This is a genomic window from Thauera propionica, from assembly GCF_002245655.1.
Taxonomy (GTDB): Bacteria; Pseudomonadota; Gammaproteobacteria; order Burkholderiales; family Rhodocyclaceae; genus Thauera; species Thauera propionica.
Genome location: NZ_NOIH01000009.1, coordinates 97,482 through 114,914, shown reverse-complemented (window position 1 = coordinate 114,914; position 17,433 = coordinate 97,482). Strand labels below are relative to the sequence as shown.

The window sequence follows — 17,433 nt, the reverse complement described above, 5'->3', positions numbered from 1 at the left end:
TTTCGGACGTTTGTTGTTATCGGTCTGTGCGCCACGCCTCGGTCCGCTGCGGGCATCGGGTTTACCCACGATTGACGCCGCGGAAGTTTACCGCAGCCACCCTGCTTTGGCACGTGCGATGACGGCGCGGTGCCCCCGGACTTCGGCGCCAAACCCCTTCTGCGAGCGCATTTTTGGCAGAATGCGGGCTCCGACGGAGGGAGTGAAGCATGCGACGTGTGGTTTTCAATCAGAAGGGCGGCGTCGGCAAGTCGACGATTACCTGCAACCTGGCCGCGATCAGTGCGCAGCAGGGCAAGCGCACCCTCGTGGTCGACCTCGACCCGCAGGGCAACTCGACCCAGTATCTGCTGGGGGCTGCGGTGGATGATCTCGACGCCACGCTCGCCGACTTCTTCGACCAGACGCTGAACTTCAAGCTCAACCCGCGCGACACCGCCGAGTTCGTCGTCGCGACCCCGTTCGAGCGCCTGCACGTGATGCCCTCGCACCCGCTGCTCGAGGAACTGCAGAGCAAGCTCGAGTCGCGCTACAAGATCTACAAGCTGCGCGATGCGCTCAACGAACTGGCCGAGGAATACGACTGCGTGTTCATCGACACGCCGCCGGCACTCAATTTCTTCACGCGCTCTGCGCTGATCGCGGCCGATGCCTGCCTGATCCCGTTCGACTGCGACGAGTTCTCGCGCAAGGCGCTGTATTCGCTGCTCGAGAACGTGCAGGAGATCAAGTCGGACCACAACCGCGACCTTCAGGTCGAGGGCATCGTGGTCAACCAGTTCCAGCCGCGCGCCAGCCTGCCGCAGAAGGTGGTGCAAGAACTGGTCGACGAAGGCCTGCCGGTGCTGCAGCCCTACCTGTCAGCCTCGGTGAAGATCAAGGAGTCGCACGAACAGGCGAAGCCGATGATCCATCTCGACCCGAAGCACAAGCTGTCGCAGGAGTTCGTCGCGCTGCACGACACCCTGGCGCGCAAGTACGGCGCCTGAGTCGTCATGCCAGAGCCGGGCTTACACCGGCTCCAGCTTCGCCACCGCCAGCAACAGCCATTTGACGCCGGCGGGGCCGAAGTTGATCTGCACCTTGGCGTCCGCGCCACTGCCCTCGGCAGCGACGATCACGCCCTGGCCGAACTTCGCGTGACTGACCGACTGCCCGATGCGCAATCCATTGGGCAGCGTGGCGAAGGCCGGCCGCGGCGCGCGCTGCACCTGCGGGGCGGATGAGGGCTTGAAGTAGCCCCCGCCCATGCCGCCCATCGCCCCGCCCGCTGCCGAACGCGGGTTCGGCGGCGTGAGCCATTTGGTCAGCTCCGCCGGAATCTCCTCCAGGAAGCGCGAACGCAGGTTGTAGCGCGTCTGGCCATGCAGCATGCGGCTCTGCGCGAAGGAAAGGTACAGCCGCTCGCGCGCCCGCGTCACCGCCACGTACATAAGCCGGCGCTCCTCCTCCAGGCCGTCGGTCTCGAGGATGCTGTTCTCGTGTGGGAACAGGCCCTCCTCCAGCCCGGACAGGAAGACGACGTTGAACTCCAGGCCCTTGGCCGAGTGCACCGTCATCAGCTGCACGGCATCGGCGCCCTGGTCGGCCTGGTGGTCGCCGGCCTCCAGCGAGGCGTGGGAGAGGAAGTCCGCCAGCAGCGCGTGCGGCTGCGCAAGCACTTCGGCATCGACCTGCGACTCGGCGAGGAAGTTGGCTGCGGCGTTGATCAGTTCGTCCAGGTTCTCCAGCCGCTCGCGGCCTTCCTTGTCGGCCTTGTAGTGCGCGCGCAGACCACTGAGGTCGAGCACGTGGTCGACCAGCTCGGGCAGCGGCAGGCTGGCGGTGTCGCGGCGCAGGTCCTCGACCAGGCGCACGAACTGCGCCAGCGAGGTACCCGGCTTGCCGGTGAGATGCGGCACGGTCGCGTACAGGCTGGTGTTGTAGACGCGCGCGGCGTCGGTCAGCACCTCGAGCGAACGCGCGCCGATGCCGCGAGTGGGGAAGTTCACCACCCGCGCGAAAGACGTGTCGTCATCCGGGTTGGCAATCAGGCGCAGGTAGGCAAGCGCGTGCTTGATCTCCTGGCGCTCGAAGAAGCGCAGGCCACCATACACGCGGTAGGGAATGCCGGCAGAGAACAGCTGGTGCTCCAGCACCCGCGACTGCGCGTTGGAGCGATACAGCAGCGCGATCTCGCTGCGCAGCGCGCCGTCGCGCACCAGCGATTGGATCTCCTCGACGATCCAGCGCGCCTCGTCGCCATCCGAGAAGGCCTCGAACACGCGGATCGGCTCGCCCGCGCCCTGATCGGTCCACAGGTTCTTGCCCAGGCGGTTGCTGTTGTGGCGGATGATGGCATTGGCCGCGTCCAGGATGTTGCTGTGCGAGCGGTAGTTCTGCTCCAGGCGGATCACGTTCTGCACCCGGAACTCGCGCTCGAAGTCACGCATGTTGCCGACCTCGGCGCCACGGAAGCGGTAGATGCTCTGGTCGTCGTCGCCGACGCAGAACATCGCCGCGCCGCCCTCGCGCCCTTCGTCGGCGAAGAGCCTCAGCCAGCGGTACTGCAGGCGGTTGGTGTCCTGGAACTCATCAACCAGGATGTGGCGGAAGCGGCGCTGGTAGTGGCGGCGCAGGGGTTCGTTGCGCTCGAGCAGCTCGTAGCTGCGCAGCAGCAACTCCGCAAAATCCACAACAGACTCGCGCTGGCACTGTGTTTCATACTCCTGGTAGAGCTGAACGCGCTGGCGGGTGTAGTCGTCCCAGGCCTCGACCGCATGCGGCCGGTTGCCGGCCTCCTTCTGGCCGTTGATGAAGTGCTGCAGTTCGCGCGGCGGGAACTTCTCGTCGTCGACGTTGAGCGTCTTCAGCAGGCGCTTGATGGCGGCGAGCTGGTCGCCCGAATCGAGAATCTGGAACAGCTGCGGCAAGCCCGCATCGCGGTGGTGGGCGCGCAGCAGGCGGTTGGCCAGGCCGTGGAAGGTGCCGATCCACATGCCGCGGGTACTCACCGGCAGCATCGTGGCGAGGCGGGCGAGCATTTCCTTGGCCGCCTTGTTGGTGAAGGTGACCGCGAGGATGCCGGCCGGGTCGACCTGGCCGGACTGGATGAGCCAGGCGATGCGGGTCGTCAGCACGCGCGTCTTGCCCGAGCCGGCGCCGGCGAGGATCAGCGCATGTTGCGGCGGCAGGGTGACGGCCTGCAGTTGTTCGGTATTGAGATTGGCGAGGAGGTTGGACATCGGCGTTCCTTCGTGAGGACCGCATTGTAGACCGGCACGACGCAGCCGGATTTGCGGGCTTCCACGAAGCGAGACGCATAATATGCGAATGGTTTTTGTTGCGTCGCAACAACATGTGACTTGCCACGCCCTGCTCTGGCAGCTAACTTGATGTTGTGCATAGCAACATTTTGTTTGAGTTGATGCGGAACGAATTCACGGTTTCCTACCCTAAACAACCGTAGAATCAGTCCCAACAGAGATGCCGCCACCTGATATTGCGGCACACCATAATCCCTCGGTTTGCGTAGCCCAGAAGGCTTGCGCAGGGAACGGGGCCCGATCATCGCCCCAACGGAGAACAGATCATGAAAACGCCGAAACTGCTTCCTTGGCATGCCCGCAAAGCGGGAATTTCGACCGAACGTGCTGAAGCGCTGTGGCGCAAGGCAGTACGCGAAGCCACCGCCGAAACCGGCTGGGTCGGCAACTCGGAATACTGGGGCGCCTGCATGGACGTCTTTGTCCGCCTGCTCGATGAGGAGCGCAACACCCTGTGCGCCCCCAAGGTCCTGCCCTTCGTGCAAAGCCAGGCTCGCATGTGGCGCCTGCCGCTGCTGGCGATGGAAGACGTCTTCTCGGCCATCAACGCCAACTGGCAACGCAACCTGGGCGTTCCGCGCAAGGCTGCCTGAAGCGACGCTGTCCTCACACCCGGCAGCCTGCCCACCAGAGCAAGCGCCAGACCCGAATTGCGGCGCACAGCCCATGGCTGCGCGCCCAGGTCTCCCTCCCTCTCCTTCAATGGAGATTTGGCATCCCGCCTCGCGGCGGGGTGCCATTTTTTTGTCCACGCCCGACGGAGCGCCGGTCATCACTTCCTGAGCACGCCTGCACGGCGGTTGCCGGCTTCGCGGTATACTCGCGCGTTTTCAACGCTTTCAGCCCCACGCGCACGCTCATGCAGGACAAATACCAGCCCGCCGCCGTCGAGACGGCCGCCCAGCAGCACTGGGACTCCACCGACGCCTTTCGAGTGACGGAAGACGCGAGCAAGCCCAAGTACTACTGCCTGTCGATGTTCCCCTACCCCTCGGGCAAACTGCACATGGGGCACGTGCGCAACTACACCATCGGTGACGTGCTCGCGCGCTTCCACCGCATGAAGGGCTTCAACGTGCTGCAGCCGATGGGCTGGGACGCCTTCGGCATGCCCGCCGAAAACGCCGCGATCCAGAACAACGTGCCGCCGGCGAAGTGGACCTACGCCAACATCGAGTACATGAAGGCGCAACTCAAGCGCCTCGGCTTCGCCATCGACTGGTCGCGCGAGCTCGCCACCTGCACCCCCGAGTACTACCGCTGGGAGCAGTGGCTGTTCACCCGCCTGTTCGAGAAGGGCCTGATCTACAAGCGCCTCGGCACGGTGAACTGGGACCCGGTCGACGAGACCGTGCTCGCCAACGAGCAGGTCATCGACGGCCGCGGCTGGCGCTCGGGCGCGCTGGTCGAGAAGCGCGAGATCCCCATGTACTACATGAAGATCACCGCCTACGCGGACGAACTGCTGTCCGCACTCGACGATCTGCCGAACTGGCCCGAACAGGTCAAGCTGATGCAGAAGAATTGGATCGGGCGCTCGGAAGGGGTGGAGATCAGCTTCCCGTACGACCTCTCCAGCATCGGCCACGAAGGCGCGCTGAAGGTGTTCACCACCCGTGCGGACACCCTGATGGGCGCGACCTACGTTGCCGTGGCCGCCGAGCATCCGCTTGCCACCCAGGCCGCCACCAGCAACCCGGCGCTCGCCGAGTTCATCGAGGAATGCAAGCGCGGCGGCGTCGCCGAAGCCGACATCGCCACGATGGAAAAGAAGGGCATGCCCACCGGCCTCAAGGTGCGCCACCCGCTCAGCGATGAGCCGCTCGAGGTCTGGGTCGCCAACTATGTGCTGATGGGCTACGGCGAAGGTGCGGTGATGGCGGTGCCGGCGCACGACGAGCGCGACTTCGCCTTCGCCACCAAGTACGAACTGCCGATCCGCATGGTGGTGGGCTCGGACGCCTACACCGACACCGTCGCGCCCTGGCAGGACGCCTACGCCGAATACGGCCATCTGGTGAACTCCGGCAAGTACGACGGCCTGGATTTCCAGGGCGCGGTCGATGCGATCGCCGCCGACCTCGCTGCCAAGGGCCTGGGTGCCAAGCGCGTGCAGTACCGCCTGCGCGACTGGGGCATCTCGCGCCAGCGCTACTGGGGCTGCCCGATCCCGATGATCCACTGCGCCGACTGCGGCGACGTGCCGGTGCCGGACGAGCAACTGCCGGTGGTGCTGCCCGAGAACGTCGAGGTCACCGGTCGCGGCTCTCCGCTGGCCAAGATGCCCGAATTCTACGAATGCGCCTGCCCCAAGTGCGGCAAGCCGGCCAAGCGCGAAACCGACACCATGGACACCTTCGTCGAGTCGTCCTGGTACTTCCTGCGCTACGCCTGCGCCGACAGCACGAGCGCGATGGTGGACGAGCGCGTCAATTACTGGGCGCCGGTCGACCAGTACATCGGCGGCATCGAGCACGCCATCCTGCACCTGCTCTACTCGCGCTTCTTCACCCGCGCGATGCGCGACTGCGGTCTGGTCAATGTCTCCGAGCCCTTCAGCGCCCTGCTCACCCAGGGCATGGTGGTGGCCGAGACCTATTACCGCGAGCTCGACGGCGGCAAGAAGCAGTGGATCAATCCGGCCGACGTGGTGGTCGAGCGTGACGAGCGCGGCCGCATCGTCGCCGCCAAGCTCGAGTCCGACGGCCTGCCGGTCGTCATCGGCGGCACCGAGAAGATGTCGAAGTCGAAGAACAACGGTGTCGACCCGCAGTCGCTGGTGGACCAGTACGGCGCCGACACCGCGCGCCTGTTCATCATCTTCGCCGCCCCGCCCGACCAGCAGCTCGAGTGGTCCGACTCCGGCGTCGAGGGCGCCTCGCGCTTCCTGCGCCGGGTCTGGAACTACGGCCACGCCTTTGCCAGCGAGACGCGCGCCGCGCTGCCGAGCGAGCGCAAGCTCGCTGCCAACACGCTGCCCGCGGCGGCGGCCGACGTGCGCCGCGAAATCCACACCCATCTCAAGCAGGCGAGCTACGACTTCGGCAAGCACCAGTTCAACACCGTGGTGTCGGCGGCGATGAAGATCCTCAATGCGCTAGAGAAGGCGCACAAGGATCTGGCCGGAAGCGAGCCCGCTGCACACGCTGAAGTGGCCGACGAAGGTTTCTCCATCCTGCTGCGCCTGCTGTCGCCGATCACCCCGCACATCTGCCACGCACTGTGGAAGGACTGCGGCTTCGGCGCCGACATCCTGGTCGCGCAGTGGCCCGAAGTCAGCGAAGACGCGCTCAAGCAGGACGAGATCGAGCTGATGGTCCAAGTCAACGGCAAGCTGCGTGGCAGCATCAAGGTCGCCGCCGATGCGGCGAAGGCGGACATCGAGGCGCTGGCGCTGGCCTCGGAAGCCGCGCAGAAGTTCATGGAAGGCAGGCCGGCGAAGAAGGTCGTCGTCGTGCCAGGTCGCTTGGTCAACATCGTCGCCTGAGGACTGCACCATGCACAGCCGCAAGCATGCCGTCCTGCCGGCCGGTGACACGACCGCAATCGCCTCACCGGCGCGGCGGCGCCTGCTGCTCGGCGGCGCCGGCCTGGCGGGCCTGCTGCTGTCGGGCTGCGGCTTCCGGCTGCGCGGACCGCAGCGCCTGGACTTCGCCACACTGCACGTCAACGTCGGCGAGCTCACCGAACTCGGCGCCAGCATTCGACGCCTGATCGCCACGACCGGCAGCACGACCATTGTCGAGGATGCCGCGCAGGCCGACGCCCGGCTGCAGATCCTCGGCATCGATCGCGGACGCGAGATCCTGAGCCTCACCGGCGCCGGCAAGGTGCGCGAATACCAGCTCCGGCAGACGCTGCGCTTCCAGCTGCTCGACAAGAGCGGCAAGGCCGTGATCCCGCCCACCTCGATGTCCGCGTCGCGCGAATACACTTTCGACGACTCCCAGGTCCTCGGCAAGGCGCAGGAGGAAACCCTGCTCTACGAGGACATGCAGAAGGACCTGCTGCAGCAGATGATGCGCCGTCTCGCCGCTGCCGAGCGCGCCAGCTGACGACGCCCGACCGACGCCACCTCGTCCCTTGAACCTGCGCCCCGACCAGCTCCCCGCCCTGCTCGACAAGCCGCTGGCGCCGCTCTGGCTGCTGCACGGCAACGAGCCGCTGCTGGTACTCGAGGCCGCCGATGCGATCCGTGCCGCCGCCCGGCGGCAGGGCTTCGAGGAACGTGAAACCCTGGTCGTCGGCCAGGGTTTCAAATGGGACGCGCTGACGCTGGCGGCAGGCAACCTGTCGCTGTTCGGCGGCGCCAAACTCATCGACCTGCGCATCCCGACGGGCAAGCCCGGCCGCGACGGCGGCGACGCACTGCAACGCTATGTCGCCAGCCTGCCGATGCAGACGCTGACCCTGATCACCCTGCCCGAGCTCGACTGGCAGGCGCGCAAGACGAGCTGGTTCAAGGCCGTGTCCGAAGCCGGCAACTGCATCGAGCTCAACGCCCCGGAACGCGAGCGCCTGCCCGAGTGGATCGGGCGTCGGCTGGCGGCGCAGAAGCAGACCGCCAGCGCCGATGCGCTCGCCTTCATCGCGGACCATGTCGAAGGCAACCTGCTCGCCGCGCACCAGGAGATCCTGAAGCTCGGTCTGCTGCACCCCGAAGGCGCGCTGACGCTCGATCAGGTGCAGGACGCCGTGCTCAACGTCGCGCGCTTCGACATCGACAAGCTGCGCCAGGCCGTCGTCGAAGGCGACCCCGCGCGCTGCGCCCGCCTGCTCTACGGACTGAAGGGCGAAGGCGCGGCGCCACCGCTGGTGCTGTGGGCCTTGGCCAACGAGACACGCAGCCTCGCCAACCTGTGCGCCGGGCGCGACGCCGGCCAGCCGCTGCCCGCGCTGCTCAAGGCCGAGCGCATCTTCGACCCGCGCCGCCAGCAGGCCGTCGGCCGTGCGCTCGGCCGGCTCAGCCAGGGTGCGCTGCGCGCCGCGCTGATGCACGCCGCGCGCATCGACCGCATGATCAAGGGACTGGTGCCGGGCGACGTGTGGGACGAGTTCCTGCAGCTCGCGCTGCGACTGGCGCAGCGCCCATAGCCCCGGCGCGGCGTTCGGTGTTTTAATTGCTTTTTGGCTCGACACCCCCGACACCGCGATGGATATCCAGAACTACATGCAGACCCTCGGCCGCCAGGCCCGCGCCGCCTCGCGCGTGCTGGCCGCCGCCTCGACCGAAGCCAAGAATGCCGCGCTGCTGGCGATGGCCGCCGAGATCCGCGCCCGTCGCAGCGAACTGCTCGCGGCCAACGTGCAGGACCTCGCCGATGCACGCGCAGCCGGCCTCGAGCCTGCACTGATCGACCGCCTGACACTCAACGACAAGGGCGTGGAAGCGATGGCAATCGGTCTCGAACAGGTTGCCGCCCTGCCCGACCCGGTGGGCGAGATGACCGACATCAAGCGCCGCCCCTCCGGCATCCAGCTCGGCAAGATGCGCGTGCCGCTGGGCGTGATCGGCATCATCTATGAGGCCCGCCCCAACGTCACCGCGGACGCTGCCGCGCTGTGCCTGAAGTCCGGCAACGCCGCAATCCTGCGCGGCGGCAGGGAAGCGATCAACGCCAACCGCGCCATCGCCGCCTGCGTGCGCGCCGGCCTCATCGCAGCCGGGCTGCCCGAGCACGCAGTGCAGGTGGTCGAGACCACCGACCGCGAAGCCGTCGGCGCACTGATCACGATGCCCGAGTACGTCGACGTGATCGTGCCGCGCGGCGGCAAGGGCCTGATCGAACGCATCTCGAAGGACGCACGCGTGCCGGTGATCAAGCACCTCGACGGCAACTGCCACGTCTATATCGACGACGAGGCCGATCCTGCCAAGGCGGTGCCCATCGTCGAGAACGCCAAGACCCAGCGCTACGGCACCTGCAACACCGCCGAATCGCTGCTGGTCGCGCGTAACGTCGCCGACATCTACCTGCCCGAGATCGGCCGCATGCTCGCTGGCAAGGGCGTGGAGATGCGCTGCTGCGCCGATTCGCTCGCCCTGCTAAAGGACGCCGGCATTGATTCCGGTAAGCTCGTCGCCGCCACCGAGGACGACTGGCGCGAGGAGTACCTCGCGCCGATCATCGCCGTGAAACTTGTGGACGGTCTGGACGACGCGATCGCCCACATCAACGCCTACAGTTCCGGCCACACCGAAGCCATCGTCACCGAGAACTACACCCACGCAATGCGCTTCCTGCGCGAGGTGGATTCGTCCTCGGTGATGGTGAATGCCTCGACCCGCTTTGCCGACGGGTTCGAGTACGGCCTGGGCGCCGAGATCGGCATCTCCACCGACAAGATCCACGCCCGCGGCCCGGTCGGCCTAGAAGGACTGACCAGCCAGAAATGGATCGTTTTCGGCAACGGCGAAATCCGTCGCTGACCTCCCCTCTCCCCAACCCGACCCTCGCCACATGAAGCCATTCGCTCGCACCCTGCTGGCCGCCGCCCTGATGTCGGCCAGCATCGCCCACGCCGCCATCGAAGTCGCCGGCATCGGTTTCAAGTCCCAGGAGGCGCTCGAGAACGGCGCGCTCGAACTCAACGGCGCCGGCCTGCGTACCCGGCTGACCTTCAAGGTCTATGCTATGGGGCTCTACGTGCGCACTCCGGCCACCGACGCCACAGCCCTGCTGCAGGACACGGGCGAAAAGCGGATCCGAATCGTCATGATCCGCGACCTGGAGGCGAAGCAGTTCGCCGATGCCTTGCGCGCCGGCCTCGAGCGCAACCACGATGCCGCCACGCTGGCCACCCTCAAGCCTTCCACCGATGCGCTGCTGGCCGCCGTACTGGGCGGCGGCGAGGCCAAGTCGGGCACCGAGCTCATCCTCGATCAGCTCGCCGACGGCTCGACCCGCCTGCTGATCAACGGTCAAGTGCGGAGCGACATCGCCGACCCGGCCCTCTACCCCGCCTTGCTGCGGATCTGGATCGGCGAACGCCCCGCAGACTCCGACCTCAAGGAAGACCTGCTCAAGCGCAAGAAGTAAGGCGGTGACAGGGACGCCTGCCGAGGTCCGGATGCAGCCGTTCGACGCAGTGATTGCGCTGCCTTTCGGGCCGTTCGGCATCCGCGCCGCGGATGGCACGGTCAGCGAACTGGTGTTCCTGCCGCCGGACTCGCCGCTGCAGCCGCCCGCGAACGACTCGGCGGGCGCGGCAGCGCAAGCGCTGCGGGACTGGATCGATGACCCAGGCCGCATCTTCCCGCTGCCACTGAGGTCGCGCGGCACGGCATTCCAGCGCCGGGTCTGGGCGGAGATCTCGGCCATCCCGGCCGGGCAGACGCGCCGCTACGGCGACCTCGCCCAAGTTCTTGGCAGTGCCGCGCGTGCCGTGGGTCAGGCCTGCGGCGCCAACCCCTATCCGCTGGTCGTACCCTGCCACCGCGTCACCTCGGCCGCGGGGCTTGGCGGCTTCGCCAACGCAAGCGACGGCTGGCTGCTCGAGGTCAAGCGCTGGCTGCTGCGGCACGAGGGCGCCCTGTGAGCAGTCGGCCGACCTCGGCCGAGGAAAGGCTGCCCGCCCACACCCGCGCGGAACTCGACCGTTTCACCGACAGTCTCTGGCTGGAGCACGGTCTGGCACGCAACACGCTGTCAGGCTATCGCAGCGACCTCGCCCATTTTGCCGCCTGGCTGGACACGCGCGGCACAGCACTGCCGGCAGCGCAGGCAGCCGATCTGGCCGCCTATCTGGCGGAATTCAGCCTGCACGCAAAGCCCGCGAGCCAGCGCCGCCTGCTGGCCGCCTGGCGGCGCTACTACCGCCACCTGCTCGCCAACCGCGAGATCGCGGAAGACCCGACCCTGGTGCTCGACCCGCCACTGCCCGGACAGCGCTTTCCGAAGACGCTGAGCGAAGCCCAGGTCGAGTCATTGCTGGCTGCGCCCGACGTCGACACGCCGCAGGGCCTGCGCGACCGTTGCATGCTCGAGGTGATCTACGCCGCAGGCCTGCGCGTTTCCGAGCTGATCGGGCTCAAGCTCTTTGCCGTCAGTCTCGATCAGGGCGTGGTCAGGGTAATGGGCAAAGGCAGCAAGGAACGCCTCGTGCCGCTGGGCGAAATCGCCGCGGACTGGATCGTGCGCTATGTGCGCGAAGCCCGTCCCGCCCTGCTCGCGGGACGGCAATGCGATGAAGTATTCGTGACCCGCCTAGGCGCAGGCATGACAAGGCAAATGTTCTGGCGCATCATCAAGCAAAACGCCGCAATTGCCGGCATTCCCGCCGAGCGCATTTCACCACACACGCTGCGCCATGCATTCGCGACTCATTTGCTCAATCACGGCGCCGACTTGCGCGTGGTCCAGTTGCTGCTCGGCCACGCCGACATTTCGACGACACAGGTCTATACCCACGTTGCCCGCGAGCGTCTGAAGCAACTGCATGCGAGACATCACCCGCGCGCCTGACTGAACGCCAAATTCAATTGGCGCGCGTCAATGGTCCATTTGGAAATTCACCATGAGCCGACAGAACACCCACGCGCCGGAAACGCCGGCCACCCGCTTCCTGCGCCAGCATGGCGTCGCCCATTCGAACCATCTTTACGAATACGAGGAACACGGCGGCACCACCGTCTCATCGCGTGAACTCAATGTCAGCGAGCACGCCGTGGTCAAGACCTTGATCATGGAAGACGAGAATGCACGACCCCTGGTCGTATTGATGCACGGCGACCGGAAGGTATCGACCAAGGAACTCGCACGCCAGATCAGCTGCAAGCATGTCGAGCCCTGCAAACCCGAAGTCGCCAATCGCCATACGGGCTACCTGGTGGGTGGCACGTCGCCGTTTGCCACGCGCAAGACGATGCCGGTGTATATGGAACGGACGATTCTGGATCTGCCGCTGGTCTACATCAACGGCGGGCGCCGTGGCTTCCTGGTTGGCCTTCACCCGCACGACATTCTTCGGGTACTGAAACCCACACTGGTCGAAGTGGCCAATTGAGAAAATGGTCACGCAATATCCACGGACAATTGCCCTGACAAATAAAAATCATCCGCCTTCTCTTGAATTGCTGGCAGAATCCGGAACGTGATTTCCCGTTGCTGTGCATCGAGTGCTGCATCTACGGCGACGAGATCGCGGACAGACACACGAATACAAATGCACAAAGGAGAAATGATGGATCTGTCGAATTACTCGCTTCCCGAATTGCGCCGTCTGGCGGCGAAGATTGAAAACGAAATCCGCCGCCGCAGCGACACCACGCGCCGCAACCTGCTGAAGCGAGTGCAGAAGATGGCCGCCGAAGAAGGCCTGACGCTCGACGACCTGCTCGAAACCCCGGCCGCCGCATCCGATACGAAGGCTGCGCCCAAGGGCACGCGTCGCCGTGCCGGCGCCAAGAAGGCCAAGGCCGCCCCGGTGGTGAAGTATCGCAATCCCGCCAACCCGGCACAGGGCTGGAGCGGCCATGGCCGTCGCCCGCAGTGGGTCCTCGACTGGGTCGCGCAGGGCAAGGCAATGGAAGATCTGGCCGCCTGATTTCGCACCGCCTGATCGAATCGCCGGATGGAAGCCACGGGCTCCATCCGGCGTTTTTCATCTGGCTCAGCCGGTATGCGGCGGCAAGCTGCCGTCCCGTCCGCGCTGAATGAATACCCCGACTCGGCGCACGTCCTTCATCACCCCAATCTTGGCCACCTTCAGCTTGACCCAGGGCGCGCCAAATTCATCGAACAGCATGCGCACGACGAATTCGCCCAGGCTTTCGATCAGGTTGAAATGGCGCTGCCCCAGTTCCTCGCGAATGCGCTGCGTTACCACCGCATAGTCGATCGTGTCGGCAATATCGTCATGCTCGGCGGCGGCGTCGGGAACACCGAAGGTGAGATTGAGCTCGACCGTCTGCGGCCCGGTCTTCTCACGGGCGTAAATGCCGACCCAGGCCTTTACGCGCAGTTCCTCGATGAAGATGAAATCCATGCTGGTTCCCGTTTAGAATCGCTGCGATTCTATCCTGCGCGGGCCTGCCGACAGCGCTGCCCACGCCCCCACGCCGAACCTTTTCTGCATTCGTCTTCCGCCAGGTCGGGAGACGTGGAGCAATGATGTCCCTGCTTGTCCTGCTGGTCGCCGCCTATCTGCTCGGCTCGATTCCTTTCGCCATCGTCACCAGCAAGCTGTTCGGGCTGGAAGACCCCCGCAAGTACGGCTCGGGAAATCCGGGCGCCACCAACGTGCTGCGTAGCGGCAACAAGGGCGCGGCCGTTTTGACGCTGGTCGGCGACTGCCTGAAGGGCTGGCTGGCCGTGTGGGCCGCATCGCGGATGGGCTTCAGCCCCACGGAAGCGGCCCTGGCCGGACTGGCCGCCTTCCTCGGCCACGTATTCACCATCTTCCTGCGCTTCAACGGCGGCAAGGGTGTGGCAACGGCGCTCGGGGTGCTGGCAGGCGTGGACGGCCGCATCGCGATCCTGTGCGCGCTGGTGTGGCTGGCGGTCGCCTTCACCACCCGCTACTCGTCAGCCGCCGCGCTGTCGGCAGCCGTAGCCGCCCCGCTGGCCGGCCTCCTCTTCCTCGGGCCGCAGGCCAGCGTGATCGTGCTTCTGGTCATGGCTGCCGTGTTGGTGTGGCGCCACGCACCCAACATCCAGCGCCTTCGCGCCGGCACCGAGGGCAAGATCGGCGGCGGAAAGAAACCAAAGGCCGACTGAGGCTTCCCGCCGCGGGCTGATCAGACCGCTGCGCCCTGCGGCGGCTGCAATTCCACCAACGGCCAGCGCGGCCGAATGCGCACGGCTGGCTCGCCACGCCCACGCTCGCCCGCCGCCAGTCGCATTGCGCCGGCAAACGCGATCATCGCGCCGTTGTCCGTGCAGAGGGCCGGCTCGGGGTAATGCACGCGGCCGCCGCGCTTGGCCAGCGCAGCATCGAGCACCTCGCGCAATCTGCGGTTCGCCCCCACGCCGCCGGCCACGACCAAGGTCTTGAGGCCCACCTTCTTCAGCGCGGCGAGCGCCTTCACGCACAGCACCTCGACCACCGCCTCCTGGAATTCGGCGGCGAGGTCCGCCATCCTCGCTGGATCCCAGTCCGGCCCGGACACCACGTTCAGCACCGCCGTCTTGAGACCGGAAAAGCTGAAGTCGAGATCGCCGGAGTGCAGCATCGGCCGCGGCAAACGGAAACGCCCGGCCACGCCCTGCGCCGCCAGCTGCGCCAGTTGCGGCCCACCCGGATAACCGAGCCCCAGCAGTTTCGCCGTCTTGTCGAAGGCCTCGCCGGCGGCGTCGTCGACGGATTCGCCCAGCAAGGCATAGTCGCCCACACCGCGCACCCGCATCAGTTGCGTGTGGCCGCCCGAGACCAGCAGGGCGACAAAGGGAAACGCCGGGGGATCGTCCGACAGCAGCGGCGACAGCAAGTGTCCTTCGAGGTGATGCACTGGCAGCGCAGGGATGCCGCGCGCCATCGCGAAGGATTCGGCAACGCTGGCTCCGACGAGCAGCGCCCCCGCGAGGCCAGGCCCGGACGTATAGGCGACGGCGTCCAGTTCGCCGCCATCGAGCCCCGCCGCTTCCAGCGTCTGCTTCAGCAGGACCGGCAAGCGCCGGATGTGGTCTCGCGACGCCAGTTCGGGCACGACGCCGCCGTAGGCCGCGTGCAGGTCGATCTGCGAGTGCAGGCAATGAGCCAGCAAGCCTGCCTCGGTGTCGTATATCGCCACACCGGTCTCATCGCAGGAAGTCTCGATCCCCAACACTTTCATTGCTTGCATCCGTTTGATTCGATGCCGCATTTTAACCCGCGACCTGCATCTTCTGCGCACGGGGTGCTTGCCATCGCCTGGCGCGTGGTTTATATTCGCCGTCTTTCTGCCCACCAGACACCCAAGGAAGTCCGCAATGCCCGGTATCCGCGTCAAGGAAAACGAGCCGTTTGAAGTTGCGATCCGCCGCTTCAAGCGCACCATCGAAAAGACCGGTGTGCTGACCGAACTGCGCTCGCGCGAGTTCTACGAGAAGCCCACCGCCGAGCGCAAGCGCAAGCTGGCCGCCGCAGTGAAGCGCAATCACAAGCGCCTGCGCAGCCAGATGCTGCCGCCGAAGCTGTACTGATACACTCCGTATCCGGTTTTCCGGTTGCCCGCACGCCGGGCGAAGGTCACTCGACCTTCGCCCGGCGTGATGCTTTTCCCGCGTCAGTTCCGGCCCGTCATCACGACGGCCCGCCAGCCCCGCTCGCCCGCGTACGATGATCCCTCAGTCCTTCGTTCAGGAACTGCTGTCGCGCGTCGACATCGTCGACGTCATCGAACGCTATGTGCCACTAAAGAAGAGCGGCGCAAACTACTTCGCCTGCTGCCCCTTCCACGGCGAGAAGTCCGCTTCGTTCTCGGTCAGTCCATCCAAGCAGTTCTACCACTGCTTCGGTTGCGGCGTGCACGGCAGCGCCCTCGGCTTTCTGATGGAATACAGCGGACTCGGCTTCGTCGACGCAGTCAAGGAACTGGCCGCACAGGTCGGCCTGCAGGTCCCCGACGACGGGCGCAGCGCCAGTCCGCAGGACGACACCAGCGAACGCCTGTACGAGGCGATGGGCCTCGCTGCGCGCTTCTACCGCGAACAACTGAAGCCCGCCCGCCACGCAATCGATTACCTGAAGCGCCGCGGCCTGTCGGGCGAGATCGCCGCACGCTTCGGCCTCGGCTACGCGCCTGACGATTGGCAGGCCCTGCAGAAAGTCTTCCCCGACTATCAGGCAAAGACCCTCGCCGACGCCGGCCTGGTCATCGACAACGACCAGGGCCGCCGCTACGACCGCTTCCGCGACCGCATCATCTTCCCGATCCACGACCGTCGCGGGCGCATCATCGCCTTCGGCGGACGCATCCTGGACAAGGGAGAGCCGAAGTACCTCAACTCCCCCGAGACACCGCTGTTCGAGAAGGGCCGCGAGCTCTACGGCCTTTACCTGGCACAGAAACCGATCCGCGACGAGGGCTTTGCCGTCGTGGTCGAAGGCTACATGGACGTGGTCGCGCTCGCGCAATACGGCATCGCCAATGCCGTCGCCACGCTCGGCACGGCGACCACGCCGCAACACGTTCACACCCTGCTGCGCCAGACGGACCGCGTCGTGTTCTGCTTCGACGGCGACGCCGCAGGTCGCCGCGCCGCGTGGCGCGCGCTGGAGAATGCACTGGAATCCCTGCGTGACGACGCGACACTGGCTTTCCTGTTCCTGCCGACCGAGCATGACCCCGACTCCTTCGTACGCGCGGAAGGGGCCGACGCCTTCCGCAAGGCGGCCACTGCCGCAAAGCCGCTGGCACGCTTCCTGATCGAGGAGTTGCGCAGTCGTCACGACATGGACGCCGCCGAGGGCCGCGCCGCCTTCGTGCACGAGGCGACGCCGCTCGTCAATCGCATCGGCGCGCCCCTGCTGCGGCTGCAGGTCATCAAGTCGGTGGCCGAAGAAAGCGGACTGACGCAAGCGGAGGTCGAGCACGCCCTCGGCCTCTCGGCACCTGCCAAGCGGGATCGACAACCCCGACGCACCGAACCGCAAGCCAGCCCGCCCTTTGATGACGCGCCCCGCCCGCCCTTCGCCGGCAAGCGCAGACGGGAAGGCGCGTTTCGCCCGCGCCCCGTCGGCAGACGCAAGCCGCCTTCGACCGCGGGCACACTGCTGCGACTGGTACTCCAGCACCCGACCTGGGCCGCACGCCTGCCGGTCGACCTGGTCCCGTCCGACAGCCCGGAAGGCCTTGCGCTCATCGCCATCATCGACCTGCTGAGCCTGGGCGAGCCCGTCCCGGCGGGCGGACTCGGCGCCCTCATCGAACGCTTCCGCGACACCCCGCACGGCGAAACGCTGTCGCGCGTCGCAGCAGAACTCGTCGACGCCGAATTCGACGAGGCGATTGTCGAGATCCTGTTCGAGGACAGCCTGAGAAAACTGCATGCCGACAGCCTCGCCAGCGAGATCGCCGCGCTGCTGCAGCGGGACCGCGAACACGGTCTCGACCCGGCCGGGCGCCATCGTCTGGCCGAGCTGCTTCTGGAGAAGCGCGAACTCTCGAATGCGTCGAAAGTCTCAGATTTATAGTACAATTTTCGGT

17 protein-coding genes are annotated in these 17,433 nt (G+C 66.2%); 14 read left to right on the top strand and 3 right to left on the bottom strand.

Going from position 1 to position 17,433, the window contains the following annotated elements; genetic code table 11:
• Window positions 1-209 precede the first annotated feature (209 nt).
• Entirely contained in the window at window positions 210-989 is a 780-nt protein-coding gene (locus tag CGK74_RS09655; protein ID WP_094268273.1) for a ParA family protein, read from the top strand.
• Window positions 990-1,010: 21 nt separating this feature from the next.
• On the opposite strand, the gene CGK74_RS09650 is transcribed toward CGK74_RS09655, so the two are convergent.
• Entirely contained in the window at window positions 1,011-3,224 is a 2,214-nt protein-coding gene (locus CGK74_RS09650) for a UvrD-helicase domain-containing protein (protein WP_094268272.1), read from the bottom strand.
• A gap of 347 nt (window positions 3,225-3,571) precedes the next feature.
• Here CGK74_RS09650 and CGK74_RS09645 point away from each other — a divergent pair, with 347 nt between their 5' ends.
• The 10 genes from CGK74_RS09645 to CGK74_RS09600 all read left to right on the top strand — a co-directional run bounded on the left by CGK74_RS09645 (window position 3,572) and on the right by CGK74_RS09600 (window position 12,851).
• Window positions 3,572-3,898, top strand: coding sequence for a hypothetical protein (locus tag CGK74_RS09645; protein ID WP_094268271.1), 327 nt, complete (start codon window positions 3,572-3,574; stop codon window positions 3,896-3,898).
• Between the two features lie 266 nt (window positions 3,899-4,164).
• Entirely contained in the window at window positions 4,165-6,792 is a 2,628-nt protein-coding gene (gene leuS, locus CGK74_RS09640; RefSeq protein ID WP_094268270.1) for a leucine--tRNA ligase, read from the top strand.
• Between the two features lie 10 nt (window positions 6,793-6,802).
• Window positions 6,803-7,360 (top strand): LPS-assembly lipoprotein LptE, encoded by a 558-nt coding sequence (locus tag CGK74_RS09635; protein WP_094268269.1) that lies wholly within the window; start codon window positions 6,803-6,805, stop codon window positions 7,358-7,360.
• Window positions 7,361-7,388: 28 nt separating this feature from the next.
• Window positions 7,389-8,399 (top strand): DNA polymerase III subunit delta, encoded by a 1,011-nt coding sequence (gene holA, locus CGK74_RS09630; protein WP_094268268.1) that lies wholly within the window; start codon window positions 7,389-7,391, stop codon window positions 8,397-8,399.
• Window positions 8,400-8,457: 58 nt separating this feature from the next.
• Window positions 8,458-9,735: a glutamate-5-semialdehyde dehydrogenase gene (locus CGK74_RS09625; protein ID WP_094268267.1), complete on the top strand. Its 1,278-nt coding sequence runs from the start codon at window positions 8,458-8,460 to the stop codon at window positions 9,733-9,735.
• A gap of 31 nt (window positions 9,736-9,766) precedes the next feature.
• Window positions 9,767-10,345: a chalcone isomerase family protein gene (locus CGK74_RS09620; RefSeq protein ID WP_094268266.1), complete on the top strand. Its 579-nt coding sequence runs from the start codon at window positions 9,767-9,769 to the stop codon at window positions 10,343-10,345.
• A gap of 31 nt (window positions 10,346-10,376) precedes the next feature.
• Window positions 10,377-10,844, top strand: coding sequence for a methylated-DNA--[protein]-cysteine S-methyltransferase (locus CGK74_RS09615; RefSeq protein ID WP_094268265.1), 468 nt, complete (start codon window positions 10,377-10,379; stop codon window positions 10,842-10,844).
• Complete coding sequence (xerD, locus tag CGK74_RS09610; RefSeq protein ID WP_094268264.1) at window positions 10,841-11,770, top strand: site-specific tyrosine recombinase XerD; 930 nt, start codon at window positions 10,841-10,843, stop codon at window positions 11,768-11,770. The genes CGK74_RS09615 and xerD overlap by 4 nt, the downstream gene beginning before the upstream one ends.
• A 52-nt stretch (window positions 11,771-11,822) precedes the next feature.
• Window positions 11,823-12,311 carry a Cys-tRNA(Pro) deacylase gene (ybaK, locus tag CGK74_RS09605; RefSeq protein WP_094268263.1) on the top strand — a complete coding sequence of 163 codons (489 nt, stop codon included), beginning with the start codon at window positions 11,823-11,825 and terminating at the stop codon, window positions 12,309-12,311.
• 177 nt (window positions 12,312-12,488) lie between these two features.
• Complete coding sequence (locus tag CGK74_RS09600; protein WP_094268297.1) at window positions 12,489-12,851, top strand: H-NS histone family protein; 363 nt, start codon at window positions 12,489-12,491, stop codon at window positions 12,849-12,851.
• 66 nt (window positions 12,852-12,917) lie between these two features.
• Here the strand turns inward: CGK74_RS09600 and CGK74_RS09595 are convergent, their stop codons facing one another.
• Window positions 12,918-13,292 carry a dihydroneopterin aldolase gene (locus CGK74_RS09595; protein ID WP_004260958.1) on the bottom strand — a complete coding sequence of 125 codons (375 nt, stop codon included), beginning with the start codon at window positions 13,290-13,292 and terminating at the stop codon, window positions 12,918-12,920.
• 125 nt (window positions 13,293-13,417) lie between these two features.
• On the opposite strand from CGK74_RS09595, the gene plsY reads away from it, so the two are divergent.
• Complete coding sequence (gene plsY, locus CGK74_RS09590; RefSeq protein WP_206186228.1) at window positions 13,418-14,023, top strand: glycerol-3-phosphate 1-O-acyltransferase PlsY; 606 nt, start codon at window positions 13,418-13,420, stop codon at window positions 14,021-14,023.
• 20 nt (window positions 14,024-14,043) lie between these two features.
• Here plsY and tsaD read toward each other — a convergent pair whose 3' ends face one another.
• Window positions 14,044-15,078, bottom strand: a complete 1,035-nt coding sequence (tsaD, locus tag CGK74_RS09585) for a tRNA (adenosine(37)-N6)-threonylcarbamoyltransferase complex transferase subunit TsaD (protein ID WP_094268261.1) — start codon at window positions 15,076-15,078, stop codon at window positions 14,044-14,046.
• A gap of 136 nt (window positions 15,079-15,214) precedes the next feature.
• Here tsaD and rpsU point away from each other — a divergent pair, with 136 nt between their 5' ends.
• Window positions 15,215-15,427, top strand: coding sequence for a 30S ribosomal protein S21 (gene rpsU / locus CGK74_RS09580; RefSeq protein ID WP_004260978.1), 213 nt, complete (start codon window positions 15,215-15,217; stop codon window positions 15,425-15,427).
• Window positions 15,428-15,563: 136 nt separating this feature from the next.
• Window positions 15,564-17,420, top strand: coding sequence for a DNA primase (dnaG, locus tag CGK74_RS09575; protein ID WP_094268260.1), 1,857 nt, complete (start codon window positions 15,564-15,566; stop codon window positions 17,418-17,420).
• Window positions 17,421-17,433: the final 13 nt, after the last annotated feature.

Bases quoted from the DNA above. Each gene is read 5' to 3' on its own strand.
- CGK74_RS09655 (WP_094268273.1), top strand. From the start codon at position 210: ATGCGACGTGTGGTTTTCAATCAGAAGGGCGGCGTCGGCAAGTCGACG.
- CGK74_RS09650 (WP_094268272.1), bottom strand. From the start codon at position 3,224: ATGTCCAACCTCCTCGCCAATCTCAATACCGAACAACTGCAGGCCGTC.
- CGK74_RS09645 (WP_094268271.1), top strand. From the start codon at position 3,572: ATGAAAACGCCGAAACTGCTTCCTTGGCATGCCCGCAAAGCGGGAATT.
- leuS (WP_094268270.1), top strand. From the start codon at position 4,165: ATGCAGGACAAATACCAGCCCGCCGCCGTCGAGACGGCCGCCCAGCAG.
- CGK74_RS09635 (WP_094268269.1), top strand. From the start codon at position 6,803: ATGCACAGCCGCAAGCATGCCGTCCTGCCGGCCGGTGACACGACCGCA.
- CGK74_RS09625 (WP_094268267.1), top strand. From the start codon at position 8,458: ATGGATATCCAGAACTACATGCAGACCCTCGGCCGCCAGGCCCGCGCC.
- CGK74_RS09620 (WP_094268266.1), top strand. From the start codon at position 9,767: ATGAAGCCATTCGCTCGCACCCTGCTGGCCGCCGCCCTGATGTCGGCC.
- CGK74_RS09615 (WP_094268265.1), top strand. From the start codon at position 10,377: ATGCAGCCGTTCGACGCAGTGATTGCGCTGCCTTTCGGGCCGTTCGGC.
- ybaK (WP_094268263.1), top strand. From the start codon at position 11,823: ATGAGCCGACAGAACACCCACGCGCCGGAAACGCCGGCCACCCGCTTC.
- CGK74_RS09600 (WP_094268297.1), top strand. From the start codon at position 12,489: ATGGATCTGTCGAATTACTCGCTTCCCGAATTGCGCCGTCTGGCGGCG.
- CGK74_RS09595 (WP_004260958.1), bottom strand. From the start codon at position 13,292: ATGGATTTCATCTTCATCGAGGAACTGCGCGTAAAGGCCTGGGTCGGC.
- plsY (WP_206186228.1), top strand. From the start codon at position 13,418: ATGTCCCTGCTTGTCCTGCTGGTCGCCGCCTATCTGCTCGGCTCGATT.
- tsaD (WP_094268261.1), bottom strand. From the start codon at position 15,078: ATGAAAGTGTTGGGGATCGAGACTTCCTGCGATGAGACCGGTGTGGCG.
- rpsU (WP_004260978.1), top strand. From the start codon at position 15,215: ATGCCCGGTATCCGCGTCAAGGAAAACGAGCCGTTTGAAGTTGCGATC.
- dnaG (WP_094268260.1), top strand. From the start codon at position 15,564: ATGATCCCTCAGTCCTTCGTTCAGGAACTGCTGTCGCGCGTCGACATC.